This is a genomic window from Citrobacter sp. MGH100 (assembly GCF_001034465.1).
Lineage (GTDB): Bacteria > Pseudomonadota > Gammaproteobacteria > Enterobacterales > Enterobacteriaceae > Citrobacter > Citrobacter youngae.
This window is the reverse complement of sequence record NZ_KQ089800.1, coordinates 333,633-349,249: the sequence shown is the minus strand read 5'-3', so window position 1 is coordinate 349,249 and position 15,617 is coordinate 333,633. Positions and strand designations below refer to the sequence as shown.

Annotated in this window: 14 protein-coding genes; 9 read left to right on the top strand and 5 right to left on the bottom strand. The window is 51.9% G+C overall.

Features of this window, described 5'->3' with window-relative positions:
• The first annotated feature begins 16 nt into the window (after positions 1-16).
• Together nrdB and yfaE are read left to right on the top strand one after the other, a co-directional pair.
• The gene (nrdB, locus tag SK32_RS01655) at positions 17-1,147 is read left to right on the top strand and encodes a class Ia ribonucleoside-diphosphate reductase subunit beta (protein WP_003834668.1); all 1,131 of its coding nucleotides are present in this window, start codon (positions 17-19) and stop codon (positions 1,145-1,147) included.
• The gene (yfaE, locus tag SK32_RS01650; protein WP_048211102.1) at positions 1,147-1,401 is read left to right on the top strand and encodes a ferredoxin-like diferric-tyrosyl radical cofactor maintenance protein YfaE; all 255 of its coding nucleotides are present in this window, start codon (positions 1,147-1,149) and stop codon (positions 1,399-1,401) included. Before nrdB ends, yfaE begins: the two co-directional genes overlap by 1 nt.
• A 3-nt stretch (positions 1,402-1,404) precedes the next feature.
• Here yfaE and SK32_RS01645 read toward each other — a convergent pair whose 3' ends face one another.
• Positions 1,405-2,595 carry an MFS transporter gene (locus SK32_RS01645; RefSeq protein WP_048211101.1) on the bottom strand — a complete coding sequence of 397 codons (1,191 nt, stop codon included), beginning with the start codon at positions 2,593-2,595 and terminating at the stop codon, positions 1,405-1,407.
• A 162-nt stretch (positions 2,596-2,757) separates the two neighbouring features.
• Here SK32_RS01645 and SK32_RS01640 point away from each other — a divergent pair, with 162 nt between their 5' ends.
• The gene (locus tag SK32_RS01640; protein WP_048211100.1) at positions 2,758-3,636 is read left to right on the top strand and encodes a LysR family transcriptional regulator; all 879 of its coding nucleotides are present in this window, start codon (positions 2,758-2,760) and stop codon (positions 3,634-3,636) included.
• Between the two features lie 62 nt (positions 3,637-3,698).
• Here the strand turns inward: SK32_RS01640 and glpQ are convergent, their stop codons facing one another.
• Together glpQ and glpT are read right to left on the bottom strand one after the other, a co-directional pair.
• Complete coding sequence (gene glpQ / locus SK32_RS01635) at positions 3,699-4,766, bottom strand: glycerophosphodiester phosphodiesterase (protein WP_048211099.1); 1,068 nt, start codon at positions 4,764-4,766, stop codon at positions 3,699-3,701.
• A 3-nt stretch (positions 4,767-4,769) separates the two neighbouring features.
• Complete coding sequence (gene glpT, locus SK32_RS01630) at positions 4,770-6,128, bottom strand: glycerol-3-phosphate transporter (protein WP_048211098.1); 1,359 nt, start codon at positions 6,126-6,128, stop codon at positions 4,770-4,772.
• 272 nt (positions 6,129-6,400) lie between these two features.
• On the opposite strand from glpT, the gene glpA reads away from it, so the two are divergent.
• The 4 genes from glpA to SK32_RS01610 all read left to right on the top strand — a co-directional run bounded on the left by glpA (position 6,401) and on the right by SK32_RS01610 (position 11,590).
• On the top strand, positions 6,401-8,029 hold the full coding sequence (gene glpA / locus SK32_RS01625; RefSeq protein ID WP_048211097.1) for an anaerobic glycerol-3-phosphate dehydrogenase subunit A: 1,629 nt from the start codon (positions 6,401-6,403) through the stop codon (positions 8,027-8,029).
• Positions 8,019-9,278: a glycerol-3-phosphate dehydrogenase subunit GlpB gene (gene glpB, locus SK32_RS01620; protein ID WP_048211096.1), complete on the top strand. Its 1,260-nt coding sequence runs from the start codon at positions 8,019-8,021 to the stop codon at positions 9,276-9,278. Before glpA ends, glpB begins: the two co-directional genes overlap by 11 nt.
• Positions 9,275-10,465 (top strand): anaerobic glycerol-3-phosphate dehydrogenase subunit GlpC, encoded by a 1,191-nt coding sequence (gene glpC / locus SK32_RS01615; protein WP_048211095.1) that lies wholly within the window; start codon positions 9,275-9,277, stop codon positions 10,463-10,465. Before glpB ends, glpC begins: the two co-directional genes overlap by 4 nt.
• Before the next feature lie 183 nt (positions 10,466-10,648).
• Entirely contained in the window at positions 10,649-11,590 is a 942-nt protein-coding gene (locus SK32_RS01610; RefSeq protein ID WP_048211094.1) for an Rpn family recombination-promoting nuclease/putative transposase, read from the top strand.
• Between the two features lie 38 nt (positions 11,591-11,628).
• Here the strand turns inward: SK32_RS01610 and SK32_RS01605 are convergent, their stop codons facing one another.
• Together SK32_RS01605 and SK32_RS01600 are read right to left on the bottom strand one after the other, a co-directional pair.
• Complete coding sequence (locus SK32_RS01605) at positions 11,629-12,825, bottom strand: nicotinamide mononucleotide deamidase-related protein YfaY (protein ID WP_048211093.1); 1,197 nt, start codon at positions 12,823-12,825, stop codon at positions 11,629-11,631.
• 79 nt (positions 12,826-12,904) lie between these two features.
• Positions 12,905-13,447 (bottom strand): YfaZ family protein, encoded by a 543-nt coding sequence (locus SK32_RS01600; protein ID WP_048211092.1) that lies wholly within the window; start codon positions 13,445-13,447, stop codon positions 12,905-12,907.
• 318 nt (positions 13,448-13,765) lie between these two features.
• Between SK32_RS01600 and nudI the strand changes: the two genes are divergently transcribed.
• Positions 13,766-14,191: a nucleoside triphosphatase NudI gene (gene nudI / locus SK32_RS01595; RefSeq protein ID WP_048211091.1), complete on the top strand. Its 426-nt coding sequence runs from the start codon at positions 13,766-13,768 to the stop codon at positions 14,189-14,191.
• Between the two features lie 284 nt (positions 14,192-14,475).
• Complete coding sequence (gene arnB, locus SK32_RS01590; protein ID WP_048211090.1) at positions 14,476-15,615, top strand: UDP-4-amino-4-deoxy-L-arabinose aminotransferase; 1,140 nt, start codon at positions 14,476-14,478, stop codon at positions 15,613-15,615.
• The last annotated feature ends 2 nt before the right edge of the window (positions 15,616-15,617 follow it).

The following is a 15,617-nucleotide window of genomic DNA, read 5'->3' as shown; positions in this document are numbered from 1 at the left end:
CAAAGGATTCACATCAATGGCATACACCACTTTTTCACAGACGAAAAATGACCAGCTTCTGGAACCGATGTTTTTCGGCCAGCCGGTGAACGTCGCCCGCTACGATCAGCAAAAATATGACATCTTCGAAAAACTGATCGAAAAGCAGCTATCTTTCTTCTGGCGTCCGGAAGAAGTCGACGTTTCACGTGACCGCATTGACTTCCAGGCACTGCCGGAACATGAAAAACATATCTTCATCAGCAACCTGAAGTATCAGACGCTGCTGGACTCTATTCAGGGACGTAGCCCGAACGTGGCGCTGCTGCCGCTGATTTCTATCCCTGAGCTGGAAACCTGGGTGGAAACGTGGGCGTTTTCTGAAACGATCCATTCCCGCTCCTACACCCACATCATTCGTAACATCGTGAACGATCCTGCGGTGGTGTTCGACGATATCGTCACCAACGAACAGATCCAGAAACGCGCGGAAGGCATTTCCAGCTACTACGATGAGTTGATCGAGATGACCAGCTACTGGCATCTGCTGGGCGAAGGCACCCATACAGTCAATGGTAAAACGGTTGTCGTCAACCTGCGTGAACTGAAGAAAAAACTGTATCTGTGCCTGATGAGCGTTAACGCGCTGGAAGCGATTCGCTTCTACGTCAGCTTTGCCTGCTCTTTCGCTTTTGCAGAACGCGAACTGATGGAAGGTAATGCAAAAATCATTCGTCTGATTGCCCGTGATGAAGCCCTGCATCTGACCGGCACCCAGCATATGCTGAACCTGTTGCGCAGCGGCGTGGACGATCCGGAAATGGCGGAAATCGCCGAAGAGTGTAAACAAGAGTGCTATGACCTGTTTGTACAGGCCGCGCTGCAGGAAAAAGAGTGGGCGGATTATCTGTTCCGTGACGGTTCGATGATCGGTCTGAACAAAGATATCCTGTGCCAGTACGTTGAGTACATCACCAATATCCGTATGCAGGCTGTTGGCCTTGACTTGCCATTCCAGACACGCTCTAACCCGATCCCGTGGATCAATACCTGGCTGGTATCCGATAACGTCCAGGTTGCACCGCAGGAAGTGGAAGTCAGCTCTTACCTGGTCGGCCAAATCGACGCCGAAGTTGATACCGACGACCTGAGTAATTTCCAGCTCTGATGGGGCGCGTTACTCTGCGCATCTCTGGCACACAACTGCTGTGCCAGGATGAACATCCTTCCCTGCTCGCCGCGCTCGAATCGCACAACGTCGAAGTCGAGTATCAGTGCCGTGAAGGTTACTGCGGTTCCTGCCGTACCCGCCTGGTGGCGGGACAGGTTGACTGGATTACAGAACCTCTGGCCTTTATTCAGCCGGGTGAGATATTGCCCTGCTGTTGCCGGGCAAACGGGGATATTGAGATTGAAATGTAGTGCTTAGTGGACTTCATGCGTGGAGACCAATACCACGTCTGGGCGTTTTTTCATCTGCATGATATACAACGCCCCGGCCAGCACCACCAGCAAAGCCCCGACCAGGTAAATCGCCCGATACCCCACGCCTTCAACCATCATCCCCATAATGAACGCACCAATCGCCATTCCCGCGTCCATTGCATTGAAAAACAGCGAATTGGCAACACCGATTTTGTGCGGCTCCACTGAACTAATAATTTGTGTCTGAAATACCGGCGTCACTGAGCCATAACCAATACCAATTAATCCTCCGGCAATAATCATCATGATGCTGCCGTTGGTATAGCCCAGCGCTACCAGCCCAACGGTGAAGGCCAGTAAGCACGGATAAACCACGTATTTCGGCCCTTTTCTATCACAGATATTGCCGGTAAAGGTTCGGCAGACCATCAGGCAAATAGCGTAGCACAGCAGGAAATTACTGGCGGCTGCCATCAGATCTAACTCCCGGGCATACAGTGCCAGGAAGGCGGAAACGCCTGCGTAAGAGAAGGTCATGAAAAACGTCACCAGTGCGAAAGGCAGCGCGGCGCGATCAAACATTGCCGCAAACCCGAGCGTCGGTTTAGAGCCGTCAGCATGGCGAATGACCGGCGGCACCGCGACAATAAAAGACAGAATGATACCCAGTGCGGCAACCGCGCTACACAGCCAGAATGCCTGGGTAAAAGCTTCCCAGCGCGCCATGTTCAGCCCTACCCATGGCCCCACAACCATTGCCAGTCCCATGGCTAAAGAGAAAAAACTGATGCCCTCCCCACGTCGGGAGGCCGGTATCAACCGCGCGGAAATCGTTCCTTTTACCGTGGTTATAACGCCAAACGTTACACCATGAAGCACCCGAATCAGCAGGAGTGATTCAATTGAATGGCAAACCGGATACAGCGCAGTGACCACCAAAAAGGCCAGAGAAGAGAGCACCAGAATCGTTTTATTCGAATATTTCCCCACCCACTGCCCGGCAAAAGGACGAACAAGAATGGCAGAGCCCAAAAAGAACGTGACTAATAAACCGGCCTTATCAGGAGTAGCATGCAGGCGATCCGAAATATAGATCGGAAGCAGGGTCAGCAGGACATAAAAAACAAAAAAGATAATAAAGCTGATAATCGTTATTGCCCAGAAATCCTTCGTCCACAGTTTTTCTTTCATATTCGACAACCTTGTCCAGACGGCGCACGCAGGCAACGCTCAGCACAACTGAACGACGGACAAGTGCGTCAAAATGTGAGTTAAACACCAGAACGCCAGTATAAATAGGCTCATGATATTAGAGAAATTAATCGTTTTAATATTATTAATTAGAAGGAACTAATGACACTAACACAGATCCACGCTTTGCTTGCCGTGCTCGAGTACGGCGGTTTTACCGAAGCCAGCAAGCGGCTGTACATGACCCAGTCCGCCGTGAGTCAGGCAATTTCAGCACTAGAGGAAGAGCTGGGCGTTGATATTTTAATCCGCGAACGCCGCAAAGACATCAGGCTCACCCCGGCGGGACACCGGATCGTGCCACGCCTGCGAGCCATCGTGTCAGAAACCAACGCGGTGAAAGAAATTGCCGAGCAGGAACGACAAAATCCAGCCCGAACCCTGCGTATCGGCTGTTTTCCCAGCGCCTGCGCCTGCATTTTACCTGGCATTATCCGCCACTTTGAACAGCAGCATCCGCACATCAAAATTATCCCCTTCGAAGAGAACAGCCCGGCGATCGTTGATTCCCTGCGCAGCGGGGATATCGATGCGGGATTTGTGCATTTCCCGGTCAATGGCATGTACTGCGTACCGGTTTACCGCGATAAATTTACCGTAGTGGTCCCCGAAAGCCACCCACTGGCAGCCAACACCACTATTTCGCTGGAAGAACTGATGGGAGAACCGCTGATTATCAGTAAAGGCCGCTATGAATTAAGCATCATGACGTTGTTTAAAGAAAAAGGGATTGAGCCAATTATTAAATACGAATTTAACCACCCGGATACCGCAATGAGCTTTATTCGCCAGGGGCTGGGGATTGCATTATTACCGGAACTCACGCTGAAGGCGGTTGGCGGGGAAATTCGCTCAGTGGCGCTGGAGCCAACGTTTTATCGACAAATATCGTTATTGGCAAAAGAGCCGCCGGTAGACGGCAGCCCTTTATTTCTACTGCAGGCATATATGGAATCGTTGACTGCTGACGGCCTCATCTAGCAATCTGCTCACGCTTCACAAATAAGGCCTGCGGGAATACGTTCATCGCAGGCCTTCTGCCCTTACTCTTTATGCAGGAATTTCACCGCTTTGTCGGGAAAGTCGGTGAACAGCCCGTCAACGCCCGCCTTGTTGTACAACACGTCATACAGCTGGTTTACATCCGTTGCATAATCCGGCAACTGATCGGCACGAACAGTATAAGGATGCACCACCATCTTGTTCTGGTGCGCGTCCTGTACCATACCCGTCAATGAGATGTTGCCCTTACTGGACTTCTCATCAACCAGCATATGGTAGTCCGGCCCAATGCCGTCCGCATACTGCGCAACCTGCTTCATGGCACCCGGTTTAAACATCCAGTCGTAGTTGTAATTCACCCAACTGCCGTCTGGCTTTTTCTCCTGAGTTTCATTCCAGTCAGTGTACGCAATCAACTGTACCAGATTGAGATCCATCCCCATCTTCGGTTCCAGTTCATTCTTAATGCGCTTTAACTCTGCGACATCAAAACACTGCAGATAGACCTTGTCGTTCTTGTCGGTGTACCCGTACTTTTTCAGCACTTCCAGCGTTTTAGCCGCAATGTCCTTCCCTTCCTGGTGATGGAACCACGGCGCTTTCATTTCCGGGTAAATACCGATATTTTTGCCGGTTGAATGATTTAATCCCTGAACAAATTCAATTTCTTCTTCGAAAGTGTGCACACGGAAATCAGATTTACCCATCGGGAAACGCCCTGGATATGTCTGTACCTTTTTGCCATTTTCGATATCGAAACCTTCGGTAAATTTCAGCGATTTGATCTCATCCAGCGTAAAGTCGATGGCATAGTAACGCCCATCTTTACGCGCACGATCCGGGAAGCGATCAGCAACATCGGTGACGCGGTCAAGATAGTGGTCATGCAGGACGACCAGATGGTCGTCTTTAGTCATCACCAAATCCTGCTCCAGAAAATCCGCGCCCTGAGCATAAGCCATCGCTTTCGCAGGTAACGTATGCTCCGGTAAATATCCGCTGGCGCCACGGTGCGCAATGACAATTTTATCTGCGGCAACCGCCGCACTGCTCACAACCATACCTGCCAGCATCAGCGCCACGCTAAGACTTTTCAATGTGGTTTTCATCTATTAGCCCCCGTTACGCTTGAGCAGCATCTCTTCATGATGGCGTTTTTCACCAATCATGACGACTACCAGCAGAATCACCGCCAGCACGCTACCGCCAATCATCACCATAAAGCCGCCGTCCCAACCGAAGAAGTCAACGGTGTAGCCGACAATGGCGCTCGCCGCCACAGAACCGCCAAGATAACCGAACAGACCAGTGAAGCCTGCCGCCGTCCCCGCCGCTTTTTTCGGTGCCAGTTCCAGCGCATGCAGACCAATCAACATGACCGGGCCGTAGATCAGGAAGCCGATGATAATCATACAAGCCATATCTACGTTCGGGTTGCCTGCCGGGTTCATCCAGTAAACGATGGTCGCAATCGTCACCAGCGTCATAAAGAACACGCCGGTGGCACCACGGTTACCACGGAAGACTTTATCCGACATCCAGCCACACAGCAGCGTGCCAGGAATCCCCGCATATTCATACAGGAAGTAGGCCCAGGATGATTTATCCAGTGCAAAATGCTTCACTTCTTTCAGGTAAGTCGGCGACCAGTCGAGGATGCCGTAGCGCAGCAGATAAACAAACACGTTGGCGATAGCGATGTACCACAACAGTTTATTCGGTAGTACGTATTGCATGAAGATCTGCTTGGCAGTCAGCTCTTCTTCCGCTTTTTCGTTGTAATCATCCGGATAGTCGTTCTTGTACTCTTCGATAGGCGGCAGGCCACAGGACTGCGGCGTATCACGCATCATCGCAAAAGCAAACAGCGCAACGACTATCGCACCAAAGGCAGGCATGTACAGCGCCGCTTTCCAGTCGTTAAACCAAGCCATACCCAGCAGGAACAGCAGCGGAGGCAGACCGCCACCTACGTTATGCGCACAGTTCCAGACAGAAACGATACCGCCACGCTCTTTCTGCGACCACCAGTGCACCATAGTACGACCACACGGCGGCCACCCCATCCCCTGGAACCAACCGCAGAGGAACAGCAGCACAAACATGACTGCAATGCTGGATGTCGCCCACGGCACGAAGCCCATGAACAGCATCACCGCAGCAGCCAGAATCAGACCCGCGGGCAGGAAAACGCGCGGATTCGAGCGATCTGAGACGGACCCCATGATGAATTTCGAAAATCCGTATGCAATGGAGATACCGGACAACGCAAAACCCAGATCGCCACGCGAGAAACCCTGTTCAACCAGATACGGCATGGCCAGAGCAAAGTTCTTACGTACCAGATAGTACGCGGCATAACCGAAAAATATTCCCAGGAAAATCTGCCAGCGCAATCGACGATAAGTCGGATCGATCTCCGCTGCAGCTAAACGCGCTTTGTGTGGCGCAGGTTTAAAAATGCTCAACATATATAGTAGCCTCCGTGGCCGTCTTTCATTCGAAGGAAACACTGCAGATTGCCGTAACAACCCTACCGCTCCCAGTGTGGCCGCGATGTTAAGGAAACATTCCGGGCAATAATGTGAATTACAGCACAAATTGTTACACATTTATGACAAATGTTCATAAAAGCGTACGGAATCACGTTTCATTTTCGAATTATGAGCGATTATGCGCGAAATCAAACAATCCATGTTTTTTATGTGGCTAAATGATAAAAAACGAACTGTGAGGAAAAACAATGAAAACTCGCGACTCGCAAACAAGTGACGTGATTATCATTGGTGGAGGAGCAACAGGTGCAGGGATCGCACGCGACTGTGCCCTGCGCGGATTGCGCGTCATCTTAGTAGAACGCCACGATATCGCGACAGGCGCGACGGGCCGTAACCACGGTCTGCTGCACAGCGGAGCACGTTACGCCGTTACTGACGCTGAATCTGCCCGCGAATGCATTAGCGAAAACCAAATTCTGAAACGTATCGCCCGCCATTGTGTTGAGCCGACGGACGGTCTGTTTATTACGCTACCGGAAGATGAACTCTCTTTCCAGGCAACCTTTATTCGTGCCTGTGAAGACGCGGGCATCCGCGCAGAAGCGATTGATCCACAACAGGCGCGTATTATCGAACCTTCGGTAAACCCACAACTGATTGGCGCAGTGAAAGTACCAGACGGTACCGTTGATCCTTTCCGCTTAACCGCCGCCAACATGCTGGATGCACGAGAGCACGGTGCGATTATCTTAACGGCCCATGAAGTGACGGGGCTGATTCGTGAAGGTGCGACGGTGTGCGGGGTGAACGTACGCAACCATCTGACGGGCGAGATGCAATCTCTGCATGCGCCGGTGGTCGTGAATGCCGCCGGGATCTGGGGTCAGCGCATTGCGGAATATGCCGATCTGAGCATCCGTATGTTCCCGGCGAAAGGTTCTCTGTTGATCATGGACCATCGCATAAATCAGCATGTTATCAACCGCTGCCGTAAGCCATCTGATGCCGATATTCTGGTGCCTGGCGATACCATTTCGCTGATCGGTACAACCTCACAACACATTGATTACGACGATATCGACAGCAACCGCGTCACCGCAGAAGAGGTGGATATTCTGCTGCGTGAAGGTGAGAAGCTGGCGCCAATTATGGCGAAAACTCGCATCCTGCGTGCTTACTCCGGTGTGCGTCCGCTGGTGGCCAGCGACGACGATCCGACCGGTCGTAACGTCAGCCGCGGTATTGTGTTATTCGATCACGCAACGCGCGACGGACTGGACGGATTTATCACCATTACCGGTGGCAAACTGATGACCTACCGCCTGATGGCGGAATGGGCCACCGACGCAGTATGCCGCAAACTGGGCAATTCTCGCCCTTGTACAACCGCAGAGACAGCTCTGCCAGGCTCACAGGAGTCGACCGAACACACGCTTAAACGCGTTATCTCTTTGCCAGCGCCACTGCGCGGCTCGGCGGTCTACCGCCATGGCGACCGCACCCCGGCGTGGCTTAGCGAAGGCCGTCAGCACCGCAGCCTGGTCTGTGAATGTGAAGCCGTCACCGCAGGCGAAGTGCAATATGCCGTTGAAAATTTAACCGTCAACAGTTTGCTCGATTTACGTCGTCGCACCCGCGTCGGGATGGGGACCTGTCAGGGCGAATTGTGTGCCTGCCGCGCTGCAGGTTTGCTACAACGTTTTAATGTCACCACCGCCGCACAATCTATCACCCAGCTTTCTGAATTCCTCAACGAACGCTGGAAAGGCGTGCAGCCTATCGCGTGGGGAGATGCGCTGCGCGAAAGCGAATTCACGCGTTGGGTCTATCAGGGATTGTGCGGTCTGGAAAAGGAGCACCAGGATGAAATTTGATACCGTCATTATCGGCGGCGGTCTCGCCGGGCTGATGTGTGGCCTACAACTGCAAAAAAGCGGGTTGCGCTGTACGATTGTTACCCGCGGCCAAAGCGCGCTGCACTTTTCCTCCGGCTCACTGGATTTGCTCAGCAACCTGCCCGATGGTCAACCGGTAACCGACATTGAAGCGGGGCTGAATGCGCTGCGCACTCAGGCACCTGGTCATCCGTATAGCACCATCGGCACACAGACCGTACTGGCGCTGGCGCAGCAGGCGCAGAATCTGCTGGAAGAGTGCGGAACGCATTTGCACGGTAAGGTTCATCAGGCTCATCAACGTGTAACACCGTTGGGAACCCTGCGTTCAACCTGGCTTAGTTCAGCGGAAGTGCCGGTCTGGCCGTTATCAGCACAACGTGTCTGTGTGGTGGGAATTAGCGGCTTACTGGATTTCCAGGCGCACCTTGCCGCGGCCTCACTGCGCCAGCGTAACCTCAGCGTCGAAACGGCTGAAATCGATTTGCCAGAACTGGATGTCCTGCGTGATAACCCAACCGAATTTCGCGCCGTCAACATTGCACGTCTGTTAGATAACGAAGATAAATGGTCGCTGCTCTATGACGCCCTGTTACCAATCGCGAAAACCTGCGACATGATAATTATGCCAGCCTGTTTCGGCCTGGCTGACGATCGGCTATGGAAGTGGCTCAATGACCGCCTGCCCTGCTCACTGATGTTATTACCAACTTTACCGCCGTCAGTGCTGGGCATGCGCCTGCATAACAAATTGCAGCGCCAGTTTGTACGCCAGGGTGGAGTGTGGATGCCCGGTGATGAAGTGAAAAAAATCACCTGTCAGGATGGCGTTGTCAGCGAAATCTGGACCCGCAACCATGCCGATATTCCATTGCGCCCACGCTTCGCCGTACTCGCCAGCGGTAGTTTCTTTAGCAGCGGACTGGTCGCCACGCGCGAAGCCGTTCATGAGCCGATTCTCGGTCTGGATGTGCACCAAACCGCCACACGTGCGCAGTGGTATCAGCGTGACGTCTTTGATCCGCAACCGTGGCAACAGTTTGGCGTAACCACCGATGCTGAACTGCGTCCATCGCTTGCAGGAAAAACAGTAGAGAATATATTTGCCATCGGATCGGTACTTGGCGGTTTTGACCCTATCGCCCAGGGTTGCGGAGGCGGAGTGTGCGCAGTGAGCGCTTTACACGCCGCACATCATATTGCGAAACGTGCAGGAGGCCAGCAATGAGCGACACACGTTTTGAAAGTTGTATCAAATGCACAGTGTGCACCACTGCCTGCCCGGTAAGCCGTGTCAACCCAGGTTACCCTGGCCCTAAACAAGCCGGCCCTGACGGTGAACGTCTGCGTTTGAAAGATGGTGCGTTATATGACGATGCGCTGAAATATTGCATCAACTGCAAACGCTGTGAAGTGGCCTGCCCTTCGGATGTCAAAATTGGCGATATCATCCAGCGCGCGCGTGCCAAATACGACACGACACGTCCGTCGATACGTAACTTTGTCTTAAGCCATACCGATTTGATGGGCAGTGTTTCTACGCCGTTCGCACCCATCGTGAACACCGCGACTTCACTGAAACCGGTGCGCCAGCTTCTTGATTATGCACTAAAAATCGATCATCGCCGTACGCTGCCGAAGTACTCCTTCGGTACCTTCCGCCGCTGGTATCGCAGCATCGCCGCACAGCAGGCGCAGTATCAGGATCAAGTTGCATTTTTCCACGGTTGCTTTGTGAACTACAACCATCCGCAACTCGGTAAAGATCTGATAAAAGTGCTGAACGCGATGGGTACTGGCGTACAACTGCTGAGTAAAGAGAAATGCTGTGGCGTACCACTGATCGCCAACGGTTTCACCGATAAAGCACGTAAGCAGGCGGTAAGTAATGTGGCTTCACTGCGAGAAGCGATTGACGGAAAAGGCATCCCGGTTATTGCCACCTCTTCAACCTGTACCTTTGCGCTACGCGATGAATACCCTGAAGTGCTGGATGTCGACAACTCAGGGCTACGCGAACATATTGAACTGGCTACACGCTGGCTGTGGCGCAAGCTGGACGAAGGGAAAACGTTGCCGCTGAAAACGTTGCCGCTAAAAGTGGTCTATCACACACCATGTCATATGGAGAAAATGGGCTGGACACTCTATACGCTGGAACTGCTGCGACAAATTCCGGGACTTGAACTAACCGTGCTGGATTCACAGTGCTGCGGGATCGCCGGAACTTACGGATTCAAAAAGGAAAACTATCCGACGTCACAGTCAATTGGCGCACCGCTATTCCGCCAGATTGAAGAAAGCGGCGCGGATATCGTCGTGACCGACTGCGAAACGTGTAAATGGCAGATTGAGATGTCGACAAGTAAGCGTTGCGAACATCCTATCACCCTGCTTGCCAAAGCGTTGGGGTAACTCAGTTGCCCGGTGGTGTTTGCTACCGGGCATTTTTGTGCATCCAGTTCCGCTTATTTGAATACGTTGCAGTCGGGCGTATTTATCTCTGATTCACCCACGCAAAGAATCAATTTCTCATATGCAGCACTTGCGAAAAGTGGATACCGTCACGCCACCTTCTCTTTCTGGTGACGGACTACCATGGCTAAACCCACCACATCCACACCGCATGATGCGGTTTTTAAAAAGATCATTTCTTATCCTGAGATGGCCCGGGATTTTCTGGAGATTCACCTCCCCGTCACATTACGTGAGATTTGCAATTTGCAAACGCTGAAGCTGGAGTCCACCAGTTTTATCGAACAGGATCTCCGCGCGTACTACTCCGACATATTGTGGTCGCTAAAGACCCACGAAGGTGATGGCTATATCTATTGTGTCATCGAACATCAGAGTACAGCTGTGCAGCACATGGCATTCCGCCTGATGCGCTATGCCACCGCTGCGATGCAGCATCATCTTGATGCCGGGAATAAAACGCTGCCGCTGGTGATCCCCATGTTGTTTTATCACGGTCAACAAAGTCCCTATCCCTGGTCACTCAACTGGCTGGATGAATTTGACAACCCACAACTGGCGCGACAACTTTATTCAGAAGCTTTTCCGCTGGTCGACATTACCGTGATTCCTGACGATGAAATCGCGCAACATCGGCGTGTTGCGTTGCTTGAATTGATGCAAAAACATATCCGCGATCGCGATTTGATGGGATTAGTGGACCGACTGGTCTCGTTATTAGTTACAAGCACCGCTAATGACAGCCAGCTACAGACGCTATTTAATTATCTGCTACGGTACGGCGACGTTTCTCACGTCAACGAATTTATCCATAAAGTTGCCGAACGTTCCCCTCATAACAAGGAGAGGCTGATGACAATCGCAGAGAGACTCAGACAAGAAGGCCACCACGATGGGCTGCAACAAGGGTTACAACAAGGATTGGAACAAGGATTGGAACAAGGAGTACAAAAAGGTACGCAAGAAGAAGCAATACGGATCGCTCGCATGATGCTGGAACAAGGAATTGATCGTGATTTGGTTCAGTTAATTACCGGGTTGTTGCCAGACGATGTCACAGCGTGAGTCAGACAGGGAAGGTTTGTAACCTTCCCTGCCACTAATCAAACCGTCAGGAATTCCACCACATCGATCCAGCCGTGTTCCCCGGCGATATCCTGACCATTTAGCCAACGCCGCAGCATATTAAGCGCCATCATTGCGCAAACCTCCTGACGAACAGCCAAACTATAGCGATTTGCATTGAGTCGCACCCGCAAGGCATGCGTGCCGTCAGGTGTTGCCAGTGCGAAGTTAATATGTTCGTTTTCGAAACCCGATACCGCCAGCGCCAGTTCGGCATAATGATTGCCGCGTCGCTCGGTTATCCAGTGCGCCGTTTGCGCCAGCGTTTCTTCCTGAGATGGCACTACCTCGCTCGCTAACAACGGGGCACTGGCGCGAGAGAGCTGCAGGGCAATTAAGCCTCCGGTAAATTGCTCGCTCAGCGTCAGACTGTACTGGCGCTCCTGGAGCTTACGGGCAATTTGCGCAGGTAACCCTTCGGTACCTTCAAAAATCATATTCTGGCCAGCAACGCGTTTCACCTCTGGCCATAGCGCCAGCATCGCTTCACGTTGGGAATCGGGTCCGGTTAACTTCAGCTCGATAATCGGCATCGACGAGCGATAGCCCATTGTCACCCCGGGCGGTAAAACCAAAGGATCCAGGCTCTGCGCCAGATCGCTTTCAGAACGACCAAAGGTCGTTAAGCGCAGGCATAGCGGGGGTTGAGAGAGAGAGAAACGCTCTCGCAGGCGCGGCAGGATCTCATGTTCAACCATGACTTTAAATTCTGACGGCACACCCGGCGTAAAGAACATCAGGCAGCGATTAAGCTTTACGGCGAACCCGCAGGCAGTTCCGACCGGATTATTAATAAACTCCGCACTGGCCGGAAGCTCAGCCTGTTTGCGATTGCTCGGCGCCATGACGCGTCCCCGCTCACGGAAAAAACGCGCCATTTCGGCCAGCCACGCTTCATGCAGCACCAGCCCTTCACCTTTTGCGGTTGCCGCCGCCAGTGCGCTCAAATCATCGCTGGTCGGCCCTAAGCCGCCATTGACGATCAGCACATCAGCATGTTCGCTACGCTCACGCAGAATAGCGACCAAATCGTTCAGATTGTCGCCAACTGTATTGCGGCGTGTTAACGGTAATCCCTGATTAAAGAAAAAATCGGCCAGCCAGGCGGCATTAGTGTCGACGATTTGTCCGTGCAACACTTCATCCCCGGTGGATAGCATCTCCACGTTTAACATCGTGTTCTCCTGCTTTTATGATGAAAACACTATAACGCATGGAGGGGGGAAGGCGCGACTGAACGCCGCGCCTGGTCGATTAGAAACTGGCGTTTACCCCGATGTATGGGCCGTCAGCAATCGCGTTATCGCGGTTGCCATCTTTACCCGCCAGATTCAGGTAACGGTAACCTGCTTCAATACTCAGCGGACGCATAATCGTCAGGCGCGCACCGGCATTTGCTTCTTCGTAGCTGTCGATCCCGCTGGAGAGTGAATCCGGGGAGTAGTAGTATTCACCAAACAGACGGAAACTGTCGCCAATCGGCCACTGTAAACCACCACCGACAGCTGCCGCGTAGCCTTCATCACCGTCTTTCGGGTTGGTATAGATACCTTTCCCACCGACTGTTGCCAGCAACGGACCCAGAGGGATATTCAGGCCAAGGCCAAGCCCTGCAACATCACCGTCGTCATCGTTATGCATCCAGTTGCCGCTAACAGCCAGTCCAGTGGACTCAGTACCCATACCGAAACCGAGGTTGGTGTAATCTTCGCCTGCCTGACCGCTAATGCTAATCGCATTCGCCGACGCAGAAACAAACAGCATTCCGGCAAAACCCAGTAATAAACTTTTTTTCATTTTCTATCCTTTCCAGCAAGAATCAAAACATAGCCCCAAAACCGCTGGATTGTACTGCCAGATGGCGAGGAATCAATGAGCTAAAAAAGCGATGCAATGACATATTGTAACTAAATACTACCCGCAATGTTTCAGTAAGGTTAAGTTCTTACCCGAAATAGACGATAAAAGGCACCTGATTGCCGTTTTCAACAGACAACGTCATCTTCCCCGGCAAAGCTGGCTTAAACAGCAATGAAGCGTTTTTTCTGTCGCCTGCAAAAGGTAAGATGTGTTAACAATGGACTCCTCCGCCCCTCCCCTACAAGGAACAGACTTATGCGTCAAAGAACGATTGTTTGCCCACTCATTCAAAATGAAGGCTGTTTTTTACTGTGCAAAATGGCCGACGATCGCGGTGTTTTCCCTGGTCAGTGGGCGCTGTCTGGCGGCGGCGTTGAGCCAGGTGAGCGCATCGAAGAGGCTTTGCGTCGTGAAGTGAGGGAAGAGTTGGGTGAACAACTGGTATTATCAGAAATTACTCCGTGGACCTTCAGCGACGATATTCGGACCAAAACCTATGCCGATGGCAGTCAGGAAGAGATTTATATGATTTATCTCATCTTCGATTGTGTGGCAGCTAATCGTGAAGTGAACATTAACGAAGAGTTCCAGGACTTCGCCTGGGTTAAAGCGGAAGATCTTGGCACCTACGACTTAAATATCGCCACGCGTAAAACGTTGACCTTGAAAGGGTTACTGTAAATCCCACGAGTTTAAACGTAATATAAACGATGTTCACAATAGCGGTATTGTTCTCAGCATTCATCAACAGAGAGCAACGCCGTCATAACGACTAAAAACACTTTATATTCAAATAAATAAATCACCCCTCCCTGTTTTTATCTTTATACACCAAACCTTAAACTCTTAAGGATAAATTAACCTTCAGTCTTTAACCTTTGTGGCCTGATGAAATAATTAACGATGCCCCTGTTTATCACTAAAAATAAAACTGCGGTGGCGTTAAATGGCTTGAAGGAATAATGATGTCTGACTTTTTGCCTTTCTCCCGTCCGGCAATGGGTGATGAAGAACTTGCCGCAGTTAAGGCGGTTCTGGATTCAGGGTGGATAACCACGGGTCCTAAAAATCAGCAGTTGGAAGACGCTTTCTGCCAGCTCACAGGAAACCAAAACGCCGTTGCCATCTGTTCCGCGACGGCAGGTATGCACATTACGCTAATGGCGCTGGGTGTGGGTGAAGGCGATGAAGTGATCACCCCGTCGATGACGTGGGTATCTACACTCAACATGATTGTCCTGCTGGGCGCCACACCGGTTATGATCGATGTTGACCGCGATACGCTGATGGTGACTCCCGAACAAATTGAAGCCGCTATCACACCACGAACCAAAGCTATTATTCCCGTGCATTATGCCGGGGCCCCAGCCGATCTTGATGCCATTTACGCCATCGGTGAACGCTATGGAATCCCTGTTATTGAAGACGCAGCACACGCCGTCGGAACGTTATACAAGGGTCGTCATGTCGGTGCTCGTGGTACCGCAATCTTTTCCTTTCACGCTATCAAGAATGTGACCTGTGCTGAGGGTGGACTGATTGTTACTGACGACAGCCAGCTCGCTCAACGGCTTCGCAGCCTGAAATTTCACGGCCTGGGTGTAGATGCGTATGACCGTCAAACCTATGGCCGCGCGCCGCAAGCTGAAGTTCTCGCGCCGGGATATAAGTACAACCTGACTGATATCAACGCTGCCATCGCCCTGGTACAGTTGAACAAGCTGGCTCGTCTGAACGCACGCCGTGCGCAAATTGCGCAGCAGTATCAACAGGCGCTGGCCGATACGCCGTTTCAACCGCTCACCCTGCCTCAGTGGTCACATGTGCACGCCTGGCATTTGTTCATCATTCGCGTGGATGAAGCCCGCTGCGGGCTGAGCAGAGATGCTCTGATGGAAGCACTAAAGGCCAGAAATATTGGCACAGGCCTGCATTTTCGCGCGGCCCACACGCAGAAATATTATCGCGAACGTTTCACCGATCTTTCTTTGCCTAATACCGAATGGAATAGCGCACGCATATGTTCACTGCCGCTATTTCCCGACATGACCGACGATGACACACAACGCGTCATTACGGCACTTCGCCAGATTGCAGGACAATAAGC